Source organism: Nonomuraea gerenzanensis (assembly GCF_020215645.1).
In the GTDB taxonomy this organism is placed as follows: domain Bacteria; phylum Actinomycetota; class Actinomycetes; order Streptosporangiales; family Streptosporangiaceae; genus Nonomuraea; species Nonomuraea gerenzanensis.
The window spans coordinates 9,652,691-9,670,360 of the sequence record NZ_CP084058.1 but is presented as its reverse complement, the minus strand read 5'-3'; the positions used below and the strand labels follow the sequence as shown (position 1 = coordinate 9,670,360).

Here is a 17,670-nt window from a genome sequence, read left to right as displayed (position 1 = left end):
TAAAGCCCATGAGCAGGCAGATCACCGTGGCCGACGTGGCCCGCCGGGCCGGCACCTCGACGGCGGTCGTCAGCTACGTCATGAACGACGGCCCGCGCCCGGTGGCCGCCGCGACCCGCGAGCGCGTGCTGGCCGCCGCGCGGGAGCTCGGCTACCGGCCCAACCGCATCGCCCGCGCGCTGCGCTCGCGCATCACCGGGGTGGTGGGCCTGGTGCTGGCCGACGCCCTCAACCCGTACTTCGGCGCGCTGGCCGGGCATGTCGAGCAGGCGCTCGCCGGGCACGGGCGGCTCATGCTCATCGGCAACGCGGGCTACTCCGGCGAGCGCCAGCGCCATCTCGTCGAGCGGTTCCTCGACGCCCGCGTCGACGGGCTGGTCATCGCCTCCGCCGAGGCGGACGACGACGTGGCCGCGCTCGCCAGGACGGCCGGCGTGCCCGCCGTGTACCTGCACAACGGACCCGCCGCCGGCCCGACACCCCTGGTCACCGCCGACAACGAGCGGGCCGTACGCGAAGCGGTCGCCCACCTGCGGGCCCACGGTCACCGCGACGTCGCCTTCCTGGCCGGCCCGCAGGACACCGGCCCGGTGGGCCGCCGGCGCGAGGTCTGGCAGGAGGCCACCGGCGGGCGGGGCGCGCTCCTGCGCTCCGCCTACTCCCGCGCCGCCGCCGACACCCTGATCCGCACCCTGGCCGCGCGGGACGCGGTGCCGCACGCGCTGATCGCGGCCACCGACGAGCAGGCCATCGGGGTCCTGTCCGGCGCCTGCGCCGCCGGCCTGCCGGTCCCCCGCCGGGTGGCCGTCATCGGCCTGGACGGCACGCCCGACAGCGCCCACACGGCCCCGTCGCTGACCGTCGCGGGGCAGCCGCTCGAGCCGATGGCCAGGCAGGCCGTGGACCTGCTGTTCGACAGCACGGCCACGGCGCCGTCGCTGGGCGCGGCCCTGGTGACGAGGCGGAGCTGCGGCTGCGACTGAGCCCGCGTCCGCGGATGAAGGCGGAGTGAAACACCTCCGGCGTAGCCTGACGGCAGAGTCAAGATCCTGCGCGAACGCCCGCCAGGTCACGAGCGCCGGCGGGCGCGTTCCACTCGGACATCGGCATGCGGACGCCGGCGGGCTGCGCTCCCGGCCTCCGCCGGACCACTGGACTGGGGAAAGGCAGTGGCGATGCGACTGACCAGGATCGTAGCCGTGGGCATGGCGGTGGCGCTGGCACTCAGCGCGTGCGGCGGAGGCGGTGGCAGCGGCGGGCAGCAGGGCGGCACGGCCTCCGGCGTCGGGCTGGAGAAGACCGAGCTGCTGATCGGCGTGGTGCCGGTCGCCTCCTCGGCGTCGCTGTTCATCGCCGAGAAGCGCGGCTTCTTCAAGGAGGAGGGCCTGACCGTCAAGACGGAGATCATCCAGGCGCCGACCGCCGTCATGCCGAAGATCATCAATGGCAGCATGGACGCGTTCCTGACGAGCTACGTGTCACTCCTGACGATCAACGACTCGGGTGCGGCCAAGCTCAAGCTGTTCCAGCACACGATGGGCGGCCTGCCGGGCTTCTGCGCCGTGGTCGTGGCCGAGGGCTCGCCGATCAGGACGGTGGCCGACCTCAAAGGTAAGACCATCGCGGTCAACGTGCTCAAGACGCTCGGCCACACCGTGGTCAACGCGCACCTGCGGCAGGCGGGGCTCAAGCCGGACGACGTCAGGTTCGTCGCCGTGCCCTTCGCCGACCAGCTCGGCGCCCTGGCCTCGGGCAAGGTGGACGCGGCCTGGCTGGCCGAGCCGTTCCTGAGCGCGGCCAAGCGGGACGGCGCCGTCGAGATCGTCGACACCATCGGCGGGCCCACGGAGGGGGTGCCGATCGACGGGTGGGGCGTGACGGAGCAGTGGCTGGCCGAGCATCCGAAGACGGCCGCCGCCCTGCACCGGGCGCTGGCCAAGGGGCAGCAGATCGCGGGCGCCGACCGCAAGGCCATCGACGAGGTGGTGCCGACGTACACGCAGATCTCCGCGGACGTGGCGGCGGCCATGCGGCTCGGCGAGTTCACGATGGAGGCCGACAGGGCCGGGGTGCAGAAGCTGGCCGATCTCATGCACGGCTTCGCCTTCATCAGGACCAGGCCGGACGTGGCGCAGATCTTCGCGCCGGTGTCCGGCTGAGGTTTGCGAGCGGGATGCCGGCCGATCGCGGTGACCGCAGGAAGCTCATCCTCGGCGCCCGGCCCGCGGCGTGGACTCGGGCCCGAGGCGGCTGCGGCGAGCCTGAGCGGACTCAGGCCCGAGGCGGCTGCGGCGAGCCGAGCAGGCTCAGGCCACCTTCGACGACGGTGCCGCCCAGGTGTTGCAGGAGCCAGGGTCGCCGGTGCGGAAGCCGGCCCGCATCCAGCTCTGGATGGTGGCGCGCTTGCCGTACCAGGGCTCCTCGCCCGGCTCGTCGCCGCCGGCCATCCTCACGACGGTTTCCCAGTCGGCCGTGGTCCTGCCCTTGATCGGCCAGACGCTCTGCATGAAGACGGCGCCCAGGCAATCGGACTGCAGGTACGCGCGGCGGCTCTGCTCGTAGTTCTCGGCCTTGCTGCCGGCCCGCAGCTCCTCGCCGGCGTCGTACAGGCCGGCCAGCTTCATCACGTGGTAGGCGTACATCTGCGACGCCAGGTTGAACAGGAAGAGGTCGTCGGGGTAGGCGAGCCAGGATTTACCGAGTTGCAGCGACACGGTGCGGTCCCAGTCGCAATACCAGGCCTGAGATTCCTCGTCCGAGGTGCTGCTGCCGCAGTATTTCTTGGGCATGCGCTTGACGTAACGGACCTTGACCGGCTCGTAAGGCAGTCCGGCCTTCTTCAACTGCGGTTCCCAGGTGTTCTCCAGGCAGCGGAAGACCTCGTCGAGGTAGGCCTGCACCTTGCCGCGGTCCCAGGCTTCCACCGGTAATTCCGTGCAGGTCGTGGCGGCCAGCGGGCCCGAGTCGTACAGGGCGTTCTTGGTGAGCACCGGGTTTTTCACCGGAAATGCCGAGGCGTCGGCGGCGACCGTTCCCGTCATGGGCACCACGAGGGCGCAGGCGAGTGCCGCGATCTTGAGGAGTTTCACAGCGCGTGAGAATAGGGCCTTTTCGGTGAGGCACGCCAGAAAGCGCGGCCGAACGCCGCCGAGTCGTGATTTCGGCGCCGCCGGGAAAGCGGGTGGGTCCCGGTCACCCCGCGCGCCGGGACCACCACCTCATATGTGTGCGGCGTCAGCCGTGTGCCGTTGATTCGCCGGGAGCCGCCGTCCGGATGACGCGCGCGGCGGAACGGTCACGGGGAGGCGGTGAACCGCACGGGCAGGGCGACGGGCCCGCGGGTGATGCCGGCGGGCAGCCAGCGCCGCTCCGCCGACGGGTCGGCCCAGGCCAGACCCGGCAGTCGGGCCAGCAGCACGCGCAGCCCGACGGCGGCCTCGATGCGGGCCAGCGGGGCGCCCAGGCAGTAGTGGATGCCGTGACCGAAGGCCAGGTGCCGCGGCTCGGGGCGGGTCACGTCGAGGCGGTCGGCCTCGTCGGCGGGCAGGGCGGCGCGGCTGGCCGAGGTGAGCGCGACCGCGACCGCCTGACCGGCCCTGATGCGCTGGCCGCCGAGCGTGAGATCCTCGGTGGCGAAGCGGGCGGGCGTGGTCTCGACGGGAGCGTCGTAGCGCAGGAACTCCTCCACCGCCGCCGGGAGCCGATCGGGCCGCTCCCTGAGGTACGCCGCCTGCTCCGGGTGGTCGAGCAGCGCGGCCAGGGCGTTGCCCAGGAGGTTCACGGTGGTCTCGTGGCCGGCCACGACCAGCAGCACGGCGGTGCCGAGCAGCTCGGTGTCGGACAGGCGGCCGTGGTCGTCGTCGTGCACGCGGATGAGCTGGGAGAGCAGGTCGTCGGTGGGGACCCGGCGCTTGTCGTCCAGCAGGACCCGCAGGTAGGAGTTGAGCGCAAGCAGGGCGGCGCGCTGCTCCTCCGAGGGGTTGCTCATGCCCTCGCGGGTCCAGCGCTGCAGGTCGGCTCGCCGCTCCTCGGGTACGCCGAGCAGCTCGCAGATGACCGCCATGGGCAGCGGCCTGGTGAAGGCGGCGACCAGGTCGGCCCGGCCTGCGGGGGCGAAGGCGTCCGCGAGCCGGTGGGAGAGCTGCTCGATGCGCGGGGCGAGCCGCTCGGCGGCGCCCGCGGTGAACGCCTTCGAGACCAGGCGGCGCAGCCGGGTGTGCTCGGGGGGATCGGCGGTCAGCATGTTGCCGCCGAAGCCGGAGCCGGCGAGCATGATGTGCTGCCCGGCCGCGCGCAGCCGCTCGGCGAACGGCTCAGGGTCCTTGCTCAGCTTCGGGTGGGCCAGCGCCTCCCGGCCCAGCTCGTACTCGACGACCAGCCAGACGGCCGATCCGTCGGCGGAGCGCACGCGGTGGATCGGGCCCCGCTCCCGCAGCTCGGCGTAGCGGGCGTGGGCCTGGGCCTTGAAGTCGGGGGTCCCGACGAGGATGGTGTCATCGCGGGTGGTCATGAACCGCATGCTCCACCGATGATTCCTCCGGCGCCAGTGCGCGGCCGGCCTTGACCTGGAGCCCCCTCCAGGTGGCAACGTCGTCCTCACCAACGAGTCCATGGCACGAGGGAGCCTCGACATGATTTTCCGGCAGCTCGGGCGGAGCGGCATCCAGGTGAGCGCCATCGGGTTCGGCGCCTGGGCCATCGGCGGGCCGTTCGTCTCCGGTGGCAAGCCCGCGGGGTGGGGCGAGGTGGACGACGACGAGTCCGTCGCGGCCGTGCACCGCGCGCTCGACCTCGGCGTCACGTTCTTCGACACGGCCGACGTCTACGGCACCGGCCACAGCGAGCGGGTGCTCAGGCGGGCCCTGGCCGGACGGCGCGACGAGGTGGTCATCGCCACCAAGTTCGGCAACGTCTTCGACCCGGGAACCCGCACCGTCACCGGCCGCGACCTTTCGCCCGGCTACATCCGGCAGGCGTGCGCGGCGTCCCTCGAACGGCTCGGCACCGACCGCATCGACCTCTACCAGCTGCACATCGGCGACGCGCCGCTGGAGCGGGTGGACGACCTGCTCGCCACGCTGGAGCAGCTCGTGGACGACGGGCTGATCCGCGCGTACGGGTGGAGCACCGACGACCCCGAGCGCGCGGCGGCCTTCGCCAAGGGGCCGCACTGCGCCGCTGTGCAGCACGAGCTGAGCGTCCTGCGCGACGCCCCCGCGATGCTGGCCGTCTGCGACACGCACGAGCTGGCGTCCGTGAACAGGGGGCCGCTGGCGATGGGGCTGCTGTCCGGCAAGTACGGCCCCGAGTCGCGGCTGCCGGACGACGACGTGCGGGGGGACTCGCCGGCCTGGATGACGCTCTTCCGCGACGGCCGGCCCGCGCCCGAGTTCCTCGCCATGATGGAGGCGATCCGCGACATCCTGACCTCCGGCGGCCGCACCCTCGCGCAGGGGGCGCTCGGCTGGCTGCTGGGACGCAGCGACCGCACGGTGCCGATCCCCGGGATCAGGACGGTGGCCCAGGCCGAGGAGAACGCGGGCGCGCTGCGGCACGGGCCGCTGAGCGCGGCGGAGCTGGCCCAGATCGGCGAGCTGCTCCAGCGCCCGGCCTGACCGTTGCCCGGCCTGACCGATGCCCGGCCTGTCCGCTTCACCGCTGGAGATCGATCTGCCGGACGCACTCGGCGGCGATGTTGCGGGCGAACCCGGCCGGGTCCTCGTGCGCCGGGACGTGCTCCGGCACGACCGCGTGCACGATGCCCTCGGCGACCAGGTCGGCCGCCCGCACCCGCTGCCGCCTGGCCACGGAGGGCGCCTGCTCCGGCCCTCCGTGCAGGATCGCGCTCGCGCCCTCCGGCGGCAGCGGCGACAACCACGCGTTCCCGGCCGCGATCACCCGGCGGGACGGCAGCAGCGCCAGCGCGCCGCCGCCGGTGCCCTCGCCCAGCAGCACCGAGACGGTGGGCACGGTGAGCTCCACCATCTCGGCCAGGCAGCGGGCGATCTCGCCGGCCAGCGCGCCCTCCTCGGCCGCCGCCGAGAGGTCGGCTCCCGGGGTGTCGATGACGCAGATGAGCGGCAGGCGCAGCTCCTGGGCGATGCGCATGCCGCGCCGCGCGCCGCGCAGCGCCGCCGGGCCCAGGGGGCGGTGCTGGGACTGGGTGCGGCGGTCCTGCCCGACCAGGACGCACGGGGTGCCGGAGAACGAGGTGAGCGCCAGCAGGAGCGCGTCGTCGGTCTCGCCGAGCTGGGTCCCGTGCAGCGGCAGGACGTCGTCGGCGGCGTACCGCAGCAGCTCCCGCACGCCGGGACGGTCGGCGCGGCGGGTCAGGGCGATCGAGGACCACGCATCGCCCCCCTCGACGACCGCGGGCTCGGGCGGCGGCGCCTGTGCGGACGGGGTGTCGGGTGGTGGTGCCTGTGCGGACGGGGTGCCGGGTGGTGGCGCCTGTGCGGACGGGGTGCCGGGTGGCGGTGCCTGTGTGGGTGGGTGGTGGTGGGGTGGGCCGGACAGGAGGGCGAGGGCGCGGGCGGCGACGCCGGCCAGCTCGTGCGCGGGCACGACCGCGTCCAGGATCCCCTTGTCGACCAGGTTCTCGGCCACCTGCACGCCCTCCGGGAACGGCTCGCCCCGCAACGTCCGGTACACCAGCGGCCCCAGGAAGCCGATGAGCGCCCCCGGCTCGGCGACCGCGACGTGCCCGAGCGACCCCCAGGACGCGAACACCCCACCGGTCGTCGGATGCCGCAGGTAGACGAGATACGGCAGCCCCGCCGCCTTGTGCGCCACGACGGCCCGGCTGATCTCCACCATCCGCACGAACGCCGGCGTGCCCTCCTGCATGCGGGTCCCCCCGGAGGCGGGCGCGGCGATCAGGGGCAGCCGCTCGCGCGTCGCCCGCCGGACGGCCGCGACGATGCGCTCCGCCGTCGCCACGCCGATGGACCCGCCCAGGAAGCGGAACTCGCTGACGACGAGCGCCGCCGCGTGCCCCCGGATCGAGGCCCGTCCGGTGAGCACGGCCTCGTCGGTGCCGGCCCGCTGCTCCGCGCGCCGCAGCACGGCGAGGTAGTCCGGGTCGTACGCGCCGCGGTCGATCGGCTCGTCCCAGGAGCGGAAGCTGCCGGCATCGACCGTGGCCTCGATCAGCGCGCGGGCGCCCGGCCTGGTCATGCGGGGCGCAGCCGGGCGTCGTTGCCGACGATCGGGTTGCGCAGCGTGCCGAGGCGCTCGATCTCGACCTCGACCTCGTCGCCCGGCCGCAGCAGCCACGGGGGAGTGCGGGCGTAGCCGACCCCGGCGGGCGTGCCGGTGGCGAGCAGGTCGCCGGGCCGCAGCGTGAACGTCCGCGAGACGAGCGAGAGCGTGTCGCCGACGGTGTAGACCATCTCGTCGGTGCTGCCGTCCTGGACGACCTCGCCGTTGACCCGCGTCCGCACGCGCAGCCCGTCGCGCAGGTCGCCGACCTCGGCGGCGGGCACCAGGGGGCCGAGCGGGCCCGAGTGGTCGCCGTTCTTGCCGAGGATCCACTGGCTGGTCAGCTTCTGCGCCCGGCGCGAGGTGATGTCGTTGAAGGCCGAGTAGCCGACGACGGCGGCCAGCGCCTGCTCCGGGTCGGCGTCCACCAGGGGCGCGCCGACGTAGGCGACGACCTCGCCCTCCCAGTCGAGGCCGTCCTCGTTCGCCGGGACCGGCACCGGGGCGCCGCCGACGGTCAGCGACTGCGTCCAGCGGGCGAACAACGTGGGGTGCGGCGGCAGGTCCTTGCCCGCGAAGGAGCCCTCGGCGACGTGCTTGAGGTAGTTCAGCCCGATGCAGATCACCCGGGCGCCGGGCAGCACGGGGGGCACGAAGGTGACCGCCGACGCCGGGACGGTCTCGCCCGCGGGCTCCTGAGCCAGGTGGCCCCGGGCGTCGGCCCAGAAGCGCTCCAGCGGCGCCAGCACCGCGACCTCGCTGCCGTCGGGCGACAGCGACGCCACCTCGACCGGGCCGCCGTTCCGGCGGATCCCCACGATCCTCATCGGTCATCTCTCCTAGCGGCGAAGGGTGCGAACCCTTCTAAAGGTTCGAAGGTTTGTGCTTAGATAAGGACTATGCCGCAGAGTTCCTCGTCCGGACAAGCCCTGACCGGCCTGGGGCAGGGCGCGCGTACGCGAGCCGAGCGACTGGCCGCCCTGCTCGACGACCGGATCCGCACGCGCGGGCTGGCCCCCGGCGAGCCGGTCGGCACGCTGGAGTCGCTGCGCGCGGAGACCGGCCTCGCCTACGCCACGGTCAGCGAGGCCGTGCGGCTGCTGCGCGACCGGGGCGTGCTGGAGATCCGCCCGGGGCGCGGCGGCGGGCTGTTCGTCGCCGAGCGCGGGCCCGTGGTGCGGCTGCGGCACACGCTGCTGAGCGTCGAGGAGGAGCCCGGCACGGTCGCCGACGCCATCGAGCTGCGCGACCACCTGGAGGAGCTCATCGACGTGGGCGCCGCCCGGCACCGCACCGGGCGTGACGTCGCCGACCTGCGCGGCCTGCTGGAGCAGCTGCGCGCCGCGCCCGACTGGGCCGGCTTCATGCGCGCCAACTGGGCGCTGCACGAGCGGATCGCCGCGATCAGCCCCAACGCGATGGCCCGGGCCGTCTACACCGGCACCCTGGGCCACCTGGGCGCCGCGTCCTCGCGCTTCGACGACGACGCGGCGGCCACCGGCTACCGCGCCGAGCGCTACCAGGTCCACGCCGACCTGGTCGAGGCGATCGCCGCCGGTGACGAGGCCGCCGTCCGCGCCGCCGTCGCCCGGCACAACACCACCACCTGAGAAAGACCGAAGGGGCTCCGTCATGCCCGGTGAGTACCGCCAGTACCTGTTCCCGCCCGATCACCCGAGGCTGGCTGAGGTGCGGGGCCTGGACCCGTACGCCTACCGCGAGTTCGCCAGGAAGCCCGGCACGTTCACCGGCGGCCTGGTCGAGGGCTGGACGCCGCTGTACAGGAACGCCTTCCACGGCGTCACGGAGAACGGCGTGCTGCGCACCGGCCTGTACCCGCTCAAGCCCGCGGAGCCGGGGGAGGAGGCGCCGGTCGAGGCCATGGTGGCCGCCGCGCACGACCTGCTGGCCGCCCTGGACGACGAGGGACGCGAGCGGATCGCCTTCCCCGTGGACGCCGTGGAGTGGCAGACCTGGGCCAACCCGGAGTTCATGCAGTTCGACACGGGGCTGCGGCTGGACCTGCAGCCGCCGGCCGTCCGCGAGCGGGCGCTGGCCCTGGTGCGGGCCTCGCTCTCGCCCGAGGGCTACCGGCTGGCGCACGCGATGATGCTGGTCAACGGCTTCCTCGGCGAGGTCGTCGGGCTGGAGACCATACTCAACGAGTTCAGCTACAACCTCGCCCTCTACGGCACCCCCGACCCGCGCGCGCCGTGGGGCTGGCAGCTCTACGGCCACCACTGCGCGCTCAACTGCCTGGTCGTCGAGGGCCGCATGGCGCTGTCGCCGGTGTTCCTCGGCGCCGAGCCCGACGAGATCGACGCCGGCCCGCACGCGGGCCTGAGCGACCTGTTCGCCGACCGGGTGGAGCTGGGGCTGCGGCTGATGGCCGCGCTGCCGGAGGAGCAGCGGCGGCAGGCCGTCCTGTACGAGCGGATGGTCGATCCCGCGATGCCGGAGGGCCGGGTGCACCCGGGCGACGAGCGGCACCTGGCAGGGGCGTTCCAGGACAACCGGGTCATCCCCGTCGAAGGCGTGCGCCTCACCGACGTGCCGGCCGAGGCGCGGGAGCGCGCCCTGGCGATCGCCGCCGCGTTCGTCCGGCTGCTGCCGGAAGGGCCGCGCGCCGCCCGGCTGCGGGAGATCGCCGAGCACCTCGACGAGACCTGGTTCTGCTGGATCGGCGGGCATCGGCCCGGGGACGTCTTCTACTACCGGCTGCAGTCGCCGGTGCTCATCGCCGAGCTGGACCACCACTGCGGGGTGTTCCTCGACTACGACACGCCCAAGCCGTTCCACGTGCACACCGTGCTGCGCACCCCGCACGGCAACGACTACGGCCGCGCCTGGGTCCGCCAGTGGCAGGAGCAGGCCCGATGAGGGCCGAGGCCAGGCACCACATCGCGAACGTGCTGCACACCTACACCGGCATCGCCGACCGCAAGGACGTCGAGGCCGCGGTCGCGCTGCTCGGCGCCGCGCGCGTCACGTTCCCGGCGCGCTGATCGCCCGGTCCTCGGGGTGCCTGGCCGGGCTGCCGGGTGAGGCGTTGCGGGAGGTGGGGGTCGATCTGGTGGCGCTGCCGGGGCCTGGCGCGGCGGGGGTGACGGCGCGGCCGCCCAGCCGCGCCGAGGTGTCTCGCGCCGCGCCCTAGCGAGGGGCCCGGCGCAGCCGTACCGCCAGGAGGATCAGGACGACGGGGAGCAGCACGTACAGCACCCAACCCGGCGTGACGGGGTTGGCCACCTCGTCCGGGGACAGCGTGCAGTCGAGCACGGGCAGCCAGCTCACCATCAGGTCACGGGCCACCAGCGGCACCACCGTCAGCCAGCCCGCGACCCGGGCCGTCGGCCGGTGCCCTGTGGCCGCCAGCAGCGCCCACAGGCCGAAGCCGACGGCGACCACGATCGGATGCGGCAGGAGGGCCAGGACGGCCGTCGCGGCCATGAGCTCCGCCACGTTGCCGAAGCAGGCGCCGTCGACGAACGACATCCCCGCCTCGCTGGGCCAGTCGCCCAGGATCCCCAGCATCATCGCCACGGGAACGCTGACCAGCAGCAGGGCTGCACCCCACATGGCCAGCGGCCACCGCCAGCGCAGTGGGAGGAGCTCACGCGCCTGGTGGTGGAGAAGCCGGTGGAGCGCCAGCAGCAGCCCGGCGCCGGCCAGGCAGGCGAGCGCGAGCAGCAGCAGGAAGTCGCCGTCCCAGGGCAGGGCGCTCAGTGATCCGCTGGAGATCAGGGCCTGCACGTCGGCCGGGCTACCCACCGCGGCCGCGATCGTCAGAGCGTGCCGAAACTCCTCCTCGCTTCGCGCGCCCAGCCCGGTGAGCGGCGGCAAGGCGGCGGCCACGGCGAGCAGGGCCAGCAGCGCGGCGCCCAGCCGGGGCGCCCACCGCCTGCGCCGCAGCACCACGACGGGCACGACCAGGAATGCGGTGACGGCCGCGCAGGTGGCCACGTTCGCGGCTCCGGGCAGGACGGCGGCGGGGACCAGCGGCACCAGGAGCGCCAGGGCGCATAACCCGGATACGGCGATTTTGGTTGACACGAGCGACGGGCCTATCGCCCCCGCGGCGACGGTGTCAAGCGATCAGCCCCCGCGGCGACGGTGTCAGACGTTCAGCGCGGCGTCCCGGTCCAGCGGGAAGATCGGCCGGTTCAGGTTCCGGTACGGCAGCCGCTGCAGATCCTGGTCAACACCCCCGGGCGTCAGCGCCAGCATCCAATCGGCCGCCGCCTCGAACAGCTCCGGCTCCAGATACCCGATCTTGACCGCGACCACGTCCACCCCGGAGACGTCCACCCCCAGCCGCCCGTACGACTCCAGCAGCCGGTACTGCATCCGGCGCGAGGTCAGAAAGACGCTCAGCCCACCGATGCGCACGCTGACCACCCGCCCGCCGTCGGGATCGTCGGCCACGGCCTCCAGCGTGCCCTCCAGCGGCAGCGGCCCCGGCGGCCGGGTGTCCACGCGGCCGCCGGCGCGCACGCTGACGGCCGAGCCGACCGGCAGGTCGCCGATGAGGGCCACCGCCTCGGGGTCGAAGAGGGAGGCGAAGACGGCGCGGGCCGAGCCGTCGCGGATCTCGGGCCTGGCCAGCATCCGCTCCAGCGCGTAGGTGACGTCGTCGGCGCCGCCCGCGCCCGGGTTGTCGCCGGAGTCGCTGATGAAGTACGGGCGGGCGGAGCCCTCCTTGAGCGCGGCGTCCAGGCACTCGTCCATGGAGCCCGTGGGCGCGACGAAGGCGAACTCGTCGCGGGCGTCCCAGAACGCCTGCCCCAGCTCGCGGGCCGCCTGCTCGGTGGCGGCGGCGTCGGTGCCGGTGGCGACGACGGCGCCGGTGCAGCGCGGCTCGTCGGCCCAGGCGAAGCCGATCCAGATGGCCGCGTCGATCACGCCGGGCCTGGCCTCGATGCCGGGGATGCGGGCGTACAGGCCGCGGGCGGGCTCGACGCGGGTGCTGGTCATCTCGCCGGGCAGCAGGATCGGCACGTGGACCAGCGACTTGTGCGGGCGCTCGCCCCTGCGCAGGGCGTCGACGAGGTTGCGGGCGGCGCGCTCGCGGGTCTCCCAGACGTCCACGTGCGGCGCGGTGCGGTAGCAGGTCAGCAGGTCGCAGCCGGCGAACAGGGTGGGGGAGACGTTGCCGTGCAGGTCCATCGCGGCCGACACCAGCGGCTCGGGGCCGATCACGGAGCGGATCGCGGTGATCAGGTCGCCCTCGGCGTCCTGGCGGTCGACGACGCTCATCGCGCCGTGGATGTCGAGCAGCACGCCGTCGAACGCGCCGTCCGACAGGCCCTGGACGATCTCGGCCCGCCAGGCGTCGTACGCGGCGGGCTCGACGGCCCCGCCGGGCAGGGCGCGGGCGTGCACGATCGGCACCCACTCCACCTCGGCCGCCCACGGGTCGCCGAGCCAGCCGTACCTGCCGAGCAGGGCCTGGCCGCGCGTGACCTCGAAGTCGGCGGTGCCGCTCAGGTGCGGCGAGAAGGTGCTGGACTCGATGTGGATGCCACAGATGGCGATACGCAGAGACACTTACGGTGCTTTCTAGGAGGGGCGGACGTCGGCCGTCTCCCGCAGGAGCCGGCCCAGCCCGATCAGGGCCGCGTCGGGGCCGGCGATGCTCGCCTCGATGGACAGCGACTGGGTCAGCGGCGGCAGGCAGCGCTCGTAGAGCATGCCCTTGACGGCCGCCACGTAGACGTCCAGGCTCGACAGCGCGCCGCCGATGACCACGCTGTCGGGGTTGAGGAAGTTGACCAGGCCCGACAGGGCGACGCCCAGGTGGCGGCCGGCCTGGCGGACGAGGGTCACCACGGCCGGGTCGGCGTTGACGGTGGCGGCGATGACGTCGCGCAGGCTGGTGACGGGCAGGCCGCGCCCGGCCAGCTCGCGGGCCAGCGCGGCGCCGCTGGCCACGGTCTCCAGGCAGCCGCGGCTGCCGCAGGAGCACTCGCGCTCGCCGCTGTCGGCCACCCTGACGTGCGTGACGTCGCCGCTCAGCCCGCGCCCGCCCCGGTAGATCTGGGCGCCGCTGACCAGGCAGCCGCCGATGCCGCTGCCGGCCTTGACGTAGATCATGTCGCCGGTCTCGGCGCGGGTGACGTACTCGCCGATGGCGGCCGCCTTGGCGTCGTTGTCGACGACGGCGGTCACCTGGAAGCGGTCGCGCAGGTCGCGCTGGACGTCGTAGCCGCTCCAGCCCGGCATGCGGGCGGGCCCGATGAGCCGCCCGTGGGGGAAGTCCACGGGGCCCGGCAGCGCCATGCCGACGGCCAGCAGCCGGCGGCCGGGCGCGTGGGCGGTCCTGATGCCGTCGAAGGCCGCGGTGACCGCGTCGAAGATCGCCTTGGGGCCTGCTCCTATGTCGACGGCGAACTCCTCGGCCGCCTGGAGGGCGCCGGAGGGTGAGCAGAGGCCGACGCGGGCGTGCCGGGCGCCCAGCTCGGCCACCACGAACACGCCGCCGTCCTCGCGCAGCCGCAGGATCTTCGGACGGCGACCCCCGGTGGAGGCGCCCACGCCCTCCTCCAGGATCGTGCCCTCCTCCAGCAGGCGGCGCACCACGCTGGAGACCGTGGACGGAGCCACCTCCAAAAGCTCCACCAGATCCGCGCGAGAGGCGGCCTTGCCGCTGGCCAGCAGGCTCAGCGTCTGCTCGCGCACGTTGGCGGGCGGCTCCGACATGCCTCTCCTCCCCTTGATGGAACACCCATCATCGAGCACGAAGACGATCACCCGATAGATGCTTCGCCGCGGACTCTATCCCGAAATAAGTGTCCCGAACAAAGCTGATTTTTCGCATTGACTTACAACTTGCACCTCTATACATTCTCCGGACTGAAGGGCCCCTGGAGGGCACGCGCACGTCTCGACGAGGAGAAACATGGGGACGAGAACCCGCATCGTGAGCGGCGTGGTGGCCATCGGGCTCGGTCTCACCGCCTGCAGCGCGGGCGCCGGCGGCAGTTCGCAGCAGGGCGGCGCGCAGGGCAAGGACACCGTGACCGTGGCCCTGCGCACGCCGAACTGGATCCTGCCGATCTCGGCCCCCGGTTTCACCCAGGGCGAGAACGACATCTTCTCCACCGCCCTGTACCGCAAGCTGTACAGCTACCAGCTCGACGGCTCCAGCACCGACAACATCAACACCCAGCGGTCGCTGGCCGAGCCGCCCGTGGTCAGCGACGAGGGCAAGACGCTGACCATCAAGCTCAAGGACAACACCTGGTCCGACGGCAAGCCGATCACCACCAAGGACGTGCAGTTCTGGTGGGACCTCGTCACCGCCAACAAGGACAAGTGGGCCTCCTACAAGCCCGGCGGCTTCCCGGACAACGTCTCGTCCTTCAAGGTCAAGGACGACAAGACCTTCACGCTGACGACCACGAAGGCGTACAACGCCGCCTGGTTCGTCGGCAACCAGCTCAACCGCATCGTCCCGCTGCCCCAGCACGCCTGGGACAAGGGCGACGCGAAGAAGACCTTCGAGGAGCTGACCGCCGCCTCCAAGGACCCCAAGTCGTACGCGACCAACCCGCTGTGGAAGACCACCAGCGGGCCGTGGAAGCTGGAGAGCTACGTGCCCAGCGGCGAGGTGGTCCTGGCCAAGCAGGAGGCCTACTCGGGCCCCGACAAGCCGAAGCTGAACAAGATCACGCTGCGCCCGTTCACCGGCGACGACGCCGAGTTCAACGTGCTGCGCGCCGGGCAGATCGACTACGGCTACATCCCGCCGGCCAACCTGTCGCAGAAGGGCTACCTGGAGTCGAAGGGCTACAAGGTCGCCCCCTGGTACGGGTGGTCGATCACGTACCTGCAGCTCAACTACAACAACCCCAAGAGCGGGGTGCTGTTCAAGCAGCCGTACCTGCGCCAGGCGCTGCAGATGCTCATCGACCAGCCCACGATCAGCAAGGTCATCTGGTCCGGCATGGCCGCCCCCACCTGCGGTCCGGTCCCGGCCAAGCAGGGCTCGCCCGCCGGGCAGGGCTGCGTCTACCCGTTCGATCCGGCCAAGGCCCAGCAGCTGCTGGAGAGCCACGGCTGGAAGGTGACGCCCGACGGGCAGACCACCTGCGCCGACCCCGCGCTGTGCGGCGAGGGCATCGCCAAGGACACCCCGCTGAGCTTCACCGTCACCAGCCAGTCCGGCTTCGCCGCGACCACCAAGATGTTCGCCGAGATCAAGTCGGCGATGGCCAAGGTCGGCGTGCAGCTCACCATCAAGGAGGTGCCCGACTCCGTCGCGGTCACCCCGGCCTGCAAGCCGGAGGAGTCCAAGTGCGACTGGGACATGTCGTTCTTCGGCTCGCAGGGCAGCTGGTACTACCCGGCCTTCGCCTCCGGTGAGCGCCTGTTCCAAACCGACGCCCCCGTCAACCTCGGCAGCTACAGCAACCCCGAGGCCGACGAGCTGATCGAGAAGGCGCAGTTCTCCGCCGACGCCGGCGCCCTCCAGGAGTACAACGACTTCCTGGCCAAGGACCTGCCGGTGCTGTGGATGCCCAACCCCGTCTACCAGATCTCGGCGTACAAGTCGGGCCTGCAGGGCGTCGAGCCGCAGGACCCGATGAACCTGATGTACTTCCAAGACTGGTCCTGGAAGAGCTGACCGTTGGCCCGCTACCTCCTCACGCGCCTGGGCCAGGCCCTGGTCATCGTGATCCTGGTGACGCTGATCACGTTCGTGATCCTGCACCTGCTGCCCGGCGGTGCGGCGCGGGCCATCCTGGGCAAGGAGGCGACGCTGCAGCAGATCGCCGCCTTCAACCACGAGATGGGGTACGACCGGCCGCTGTGGCAGCAGTACGCGATGTACCTGCAGCGGCTGGTCCAGGGCGACCTGGGCTACTCCTTCCAGCTCAACCAGTCGGTGACCGAGGCCATCTGGCAGCGGCTGCCCAAGACCATGCTGCTGTCGCTGGCCTCGACCCTGCTGGCCGTCGTGGTCGCCGTCCCCCTCGGCGTGGTGCAGGCGGTGCGGCGCAACCGCTGGCCCGACTACACCATCAACGGGCTGGCGCTGCTGGCCTACGCCACGCCCATCTTCTTCATGGGTCTCATGATGATCATTCTGTTCTCCCAGGTGTGGCCGGTGCTGCCGCCCGAGGCCCCGCAGGGCTTCACGATGGCGGAGGTGCTGGCCGACCCGGCCGGGCTGGTGCTGCCCACGCTCACGCTGACGATCCTCACCGTCGCGGTCTACTCCCGCTACGTGCGCTCGTCCATGGTCGACAACCTGAACGAGAACTACGTCCGCACGGCACGCAGCAAGGGCCTGTCGGAGGGCCGGGTGATCGTCGGGCACACGCTGCGCAACGGCCTGTTCCCCGTCATCACGCTGCTCGGCATGTACCTGCCCGCGCTGTTCAGCGGCGCCCTGGTGGTCGAGCGGCTGTTCAACTACCCGGGCATGGGGCTGCTGTTCTGGCAGGCGGCGCTCAAGCGGGACTATCCGATCCTGCTCGGCGTCACGCTGCTGATCTCGGTGGCCACGGTGCTCGGCGCGCTGGTCGCCGACGTGCTCTACGCCGCCGTCGATCCGCGCGTACGACTCAAGGCAGGCCGGTCATGACCGCTCCGCAGGAAGAGGCGCCCGTCCGGGGGATGTGGCGGCAGGGGCTCGAGGTCTTCGTCGAGAACCGGCTCGCCCTGGTCGGCGTGGGCCTGTTCGTGCTGCTGGCGGCCTTCTCCTTCCTCGGGCCGCTGGTCTACCAGACCGACCAGGTGCACACCGACCTGACCAAGGTCTTCCTGACGCCCGGCACGGACGGGCACCCGCTCGGCACCGACGGCGTCGGCTACGACCAGCTCGGCCGGCTCATGCTGGGTGGTCAGACGTCCATCATCGTCGGCCTGGCCGCCGGCCTGCTCGCCACCGTCGTGGGCACCGTCTGGGGCGCCGTCGCCGGGTTCGCCGGCAGCTGGGTGGACGCGGTCATGATGCGCGTCGTGGACGCCATGATGTCGATCCCCGCGCTGTTCCTGTTCATGCTCATGGCCTCGATCGTGACGCCCACGGTGCCGATGCTCATCGTCATCATCGGCGCGTTCGCCTGGCTCGGCCCCGCGCGGCTGGTCCGCGGCGAGGCGCTGACGCTGCGCACCCGTGAGTACGTCATGGCGATGCGCGGCATGGGCGGCACCGGCGGGCGCGCCGTGCGCCGGCACATCATCCCGAACGCCATCGGCACCGTGATCGTCAACGCCACCTTCCAGGTCGCCGACGCGATCCTGTACGTGGCCTACCTGTCGTTCCTCGGCCTGGGAGTGCCGCCACCCGCGGCGAACTGGGGCGGCATGCTGTCCGACGGCCTGTCGGACACCTTCAGCGGCCACTGGTGGCTGCTGTACCCGCCGGGCATCGCCATCATCCTCATCGTCCTCGCCTTCAACTTCATCGGCGACGGGCTGAGGGACGTCTTCGAGGTCCGCCTCCGGCGGCGTTAGCAGGAGGTT

At 72.6% G+C, this 17,670-nt stretch carries 16 protein-coding genes; 9 read left to right on the top strand and 7 right to left on the bottom strand.

Features of this window, described 5'->3' with window-relative positions; all coding sequences use genetic code 11:
* The first annotated feature begins 8 nt into the window (after positions 1 to 8).
* Both LCN96_RS44850 and LCN96_RS44845 read left to right on the top strand, forming a co-directional pair.
* Positions 9 to 983, top strand: a complete 975-nt coding sequence (locus LCN96_RS44850; RefSeq protein ID WP_225268495.1) for a LacI family DNA-binding transcriptional regulator — start codon at positions 9 to 11, stop codon at positions 981 to 983.
* Between the two features lie 192 nt (positions 984 to 1,175).
* Positions 1,176 to 2,159, top strand: coding sequence for an ABC transporter substrate-binding protein (locus tag LCN96_RS44845; RefSeq protein ID WP_225268494.1), 984 nt, complete (start codon positions 1,176 to 1,178; stop codon positions 2,157 to 2,159).
* A gap of 147 nt (positions 2,160 to 2,306) precedes the next feature.
* Here the strand turns inward: LCN96_RS44845 and LCN96_RS44840 are convergent, their stop codons facing one another.
* Both LCN96_RS44840 and LCN96_RS44835 read right to left on the bottom strand, forming a co-directional pair.
* Entirely contained in the window at positions 2,307 to 3,089 is a 783-nt protein-coding gene (locus tag LCN96_RS44840) for a neutral zinc metallopeptidase (protein WP_225268493.1), read from the bottom strand.
* 206 nt (positions 3,090 to 3,295) lie between these two features.
* On the bottom strand, positions 3,296 to 4,510 hold the full coding sequence (locus tag LCN96_RS44835; protein ID WP_225268492.1) for a cytochrome P450 family protein: 1,215 nt from the start codon (positions 4,508 to 4,510) through the stop codon (positions 3,296 to 3,298).
* Between the two features lie 100 nt (positions 4,511 to 4,610).
* On the opposite strand from LCN96_RS44835, the gene LCN96_RS44830 reads away from it, so the two are divergent.
* On the top strand, positions 4,611 to 5,615 hold the full coding sequence (locus LCN96_RS44830; RefSeq protein WP_225268491.1) for an aldo/keto reductase: 1,005 nt from the start codon (positions 4,611 to 4,613) through the stop codon (positions 5,613 to 5,615).
* Between the two features lie 37 nt (positions 5,616 to 5,652).
* Here the strand turns inward: LCN96_RS44830 and LCN96_RS44825 are convergent, their stop codons facing one another.
* Both LCN96_RS44825 and LCN96_RS44820 read right to left on the bottom strand, forming a co-directional pair.
* A complete protein-coding gene (locus LCN96_RS44825) occupies positions 5,653 to 7,176 on the bottom strand; it encodes a carboxyl transferase domain-containing protein (RefSeq protein ID WP_225268490.1) in 1,524 nt (507 codons plus the stop codon).
* Entirely contained in the window at positions 7,173 to 8,027 is an 855-nt protein-coding gene (locus tag LCN96_RS44820) for a fumarylacetoacetate hydrolase family protein (protein ID WP_225268489.1), read from the bottom strand. Before LCN96_RS44820 ends, LCN96_RS44825 begins: the two co-directional genes overlap by 4 nt.
* 72 nt (positions 8,028 to 8,099) lie before the next feature.
* Between LCN96_RS44820 and LCN96_RS44815 the strand changes: the two genes are divergently transcribed.
* Genes LCN96_RS44815 through LCN96_RS56955 form a run of 3 tightly spaced genes read left to right on the top strand, consistent with a single transcriptional unit; the run spans position 8,100 to position 10,205 of the window.
* A complete protein-coding gene (locus LCN96_RS44815) occupies positions 8,100 to 8,810 on the top strand; it encodes a FadR/GntR family transcriptional regulator (RefSeq protein ID WP_225268488.1) in 711 nt (236 codons plus the stop codon).
* Between the two features lie 22 nt (positions 8,811 to 8,832).
* The gene (locus LCN96_RS44810; RefSeq protein ID WP_225268487.1) at positions 8,833 to 10,080 is read left to right on the top strand and encodes a DUF3500 domain-containing protein; all 1,248 of its coding nucleotides are present in this window, start codon (positions 8,833 to 8,835) and stop codon (positions 10,078 to 10,080) included.
* A complete protein-coding gene (locus tag LCN96_RS56955; RefSeq protein WP_263657400.1) occupies positions 10,077 to 10,205 on the top strand; it encodes a hypothetical protein in 129 nt (42 codons plus the stop codon). Before LCN96_RS44810 ends, LCN96_RS56955 begins: the two co-directional genes overlap by 4 nt.
* Before the next feature lie 145 nt (positions 10,206 to 10,350).
* On the opposite strand, the gene LCN96_RS44805 is transcribed toward LCN96_RS56955, so the two are convergent.
* From LCN96_RS44805 to LCN96_RS44795, 3 genes are all read right to left on the bottom strand, one after another.
* A complete protein-coding gene (locus LCN96_RS44805; protein WP_225268486.1) occupies positions 10,351 to 11,250 on the bottom strand; it encodes a hypothetical protein in 900 nt (299 codons plus the stop codon).
* Between the two features lie 63 nt (positions 11,251 to 11,313).
* On the bottom strand, positions 11,314 to 12,744 hold the full coding sequence (locus tag LCN96_RS44800) for a M81 family metallopeptidase (protein WP_225268485.1): 1,431 nt from the start codon (positions 12,742 to 12,744) through the stop codon (positions 11,314 to 11,316).
* A gap of 12 nt (positions 12,745 to 12,756) precedes the next feature.
* Positions 12,757 to 13,896, bottom strand: a complete 1,140-nt coding sequence (locus tag LCN96_RS44795; RefSeq protein ID WP_225268484.1) for an ROK family transcriptional regulator — start codon at positions 13,894 to 13,896, stop codon at positions 12,757 to 12,759.
* A 199-nt stretch (positions 13,897 to 14,095) separates the two neighbouring features.
* Here LCN96_RS44795 and LCN96_RS44790 point away from each other — a divergent pair, with 199 nt between their 5' ends.
* From LCN96_RS44790 to LCN96_RS44780, 3 genes are read left to right on the top strand one after another with little or no spacing between them, the layout of a single operon-like run.
* Positions 14,096 to 15,823 carry a peptide ABC transporter substrate-binding protein gene (locus tag LCN96_RS44790; protein WP_225268483.1) on the top strand — a complete coding sequence of 576 codons (1,728 nt, stop codon included), beginning with the start codon at positions 14,096 to 14,098 and terminating at the stop codon, positions 15,821 to 15,823.
* A gap of 3 nt (positions 15,824 to 15,826) precedes the next feature.
* The gene (locus tag LCN96_RS44785; RefSeq protein ID WP_225268482.1) at positions 15,827 to 16,786 is read left to right on the top strand and encodes an ABC transporter permease; all 960 of its coding nucleotides are present in this window, start codon (positions 15,827 to 15,829) and stop codon (positions 16,784 to 16,786) included.
* On the top strand, positions 16,783 to 17,661 hold the full coding sequence (locus LCN96_RS44780; protein ID WP_225268481.1) for an ABC transporter permease: 879 nt from the start codon (positions 16,783 to 16,785) through the stop codon (positions 17,659 to 17,661). Before LCN96_RS44785 ends, LCN96_RS44780 begins: the two co-directional genes overlap by 4 nt.
* The last annotated feature ends 9 nt before the right edge of the window (positions 17,662 to 17,670 follow it).

What these genes read in the sequence shown, in the direction of transcription:
- LCN96_RS44815 (WP_225268488.1), top strand. Translation starts at nt 8,100, where the DNA reads ATGCCGCAGAGTTCCTCGTCCGGACAAGCCCTGACCGGCCTGGGGCAG.
- LCN96_RS44820 (WP_225268489.1), bottom strand. Translation starts at nt 8,027, where the DNA reads ATGAGGATCGTGGGGATCCGCCGGAACGGCGGCCCGGTCGAGGTGGCG.
- LCN96_RS44845 (WP_225268494.1), top strand. Translation starts at nt 1,176, where the DNA reads ATGCGACTGACCAGGATCGTAGCCGTGGGCATGGCGGTGGCGCTGGCA.
- LCN96_RS44850 (WP_225268495.1), top strand. Translation starts at nt 9, where the DNA reads ATGAGCAGGCAGATCACCGTGGCCGACGTGGCCCGCCGGGCCGGCACC.
- LCN96_RS44830 (WP_225268491.1), top strand. Translation starts at nt 4,611, where the DNA reads ATGGCACGAGGGAGCCTCGACATGATTTTCCGGCAGCTCGGGCGGAGC.
- LCN96_RS44790 (WP_225268483.1), top strand. Translation starts at nt 14,096, where the DNA reads ATGGGGACGAGAACCCGCATCGTGAGCGGCGTGGTGGCCATCGGGCTC.
- LCN96_RS44825 (WP_225268490.1), bottom strand. Translation starts at nt 7,176, where the DNA reads ATGACCAGGCCGGGCGCCCGCGCGCTGATCGAGGCCACGGTCGATGCC.
- LCN96_RS44810 (WP_225268487.1), top strand. Translation starts at nt 8,833, where the DNA reads ATGCCCGGTGAGTACCGCCAGTACCTGTTCCCGCCCGATCACCCGAGG.
- LCN96_RS56955 (WP_263657400.1), top strand. Translation starts at nt 10,077, where the DNA reads ATGAGGGCCGAGGCCAGGCACCACATCGCGAACGTGCTGCACACCTAC.
- LCN96_RS44780 (WP_225268481.1), top strand. Translation starts at nt 16,783, where the DNA reads ATGACCGCTCCGCAGGAAGAGGCGCCCGTCCGGGGGATGTGGCGGCAG.
- LCN96_RS44835 (WP_225268492.1), bottom strand. Translation starts at nt 4,510, where the DNA reads ATGACCACCCGCGATGACACCATCCTCGTCGGGACCCCCGACTTCAAG.
- LCN96_RS44795 (WP_225268484.1), bottom strand. Translation starts at nt 13,896, where the DNA reads ATGTCGGAGCCGCCCGCCAACGTGCGCGAGCAGACGCTGAGCCTGCTG.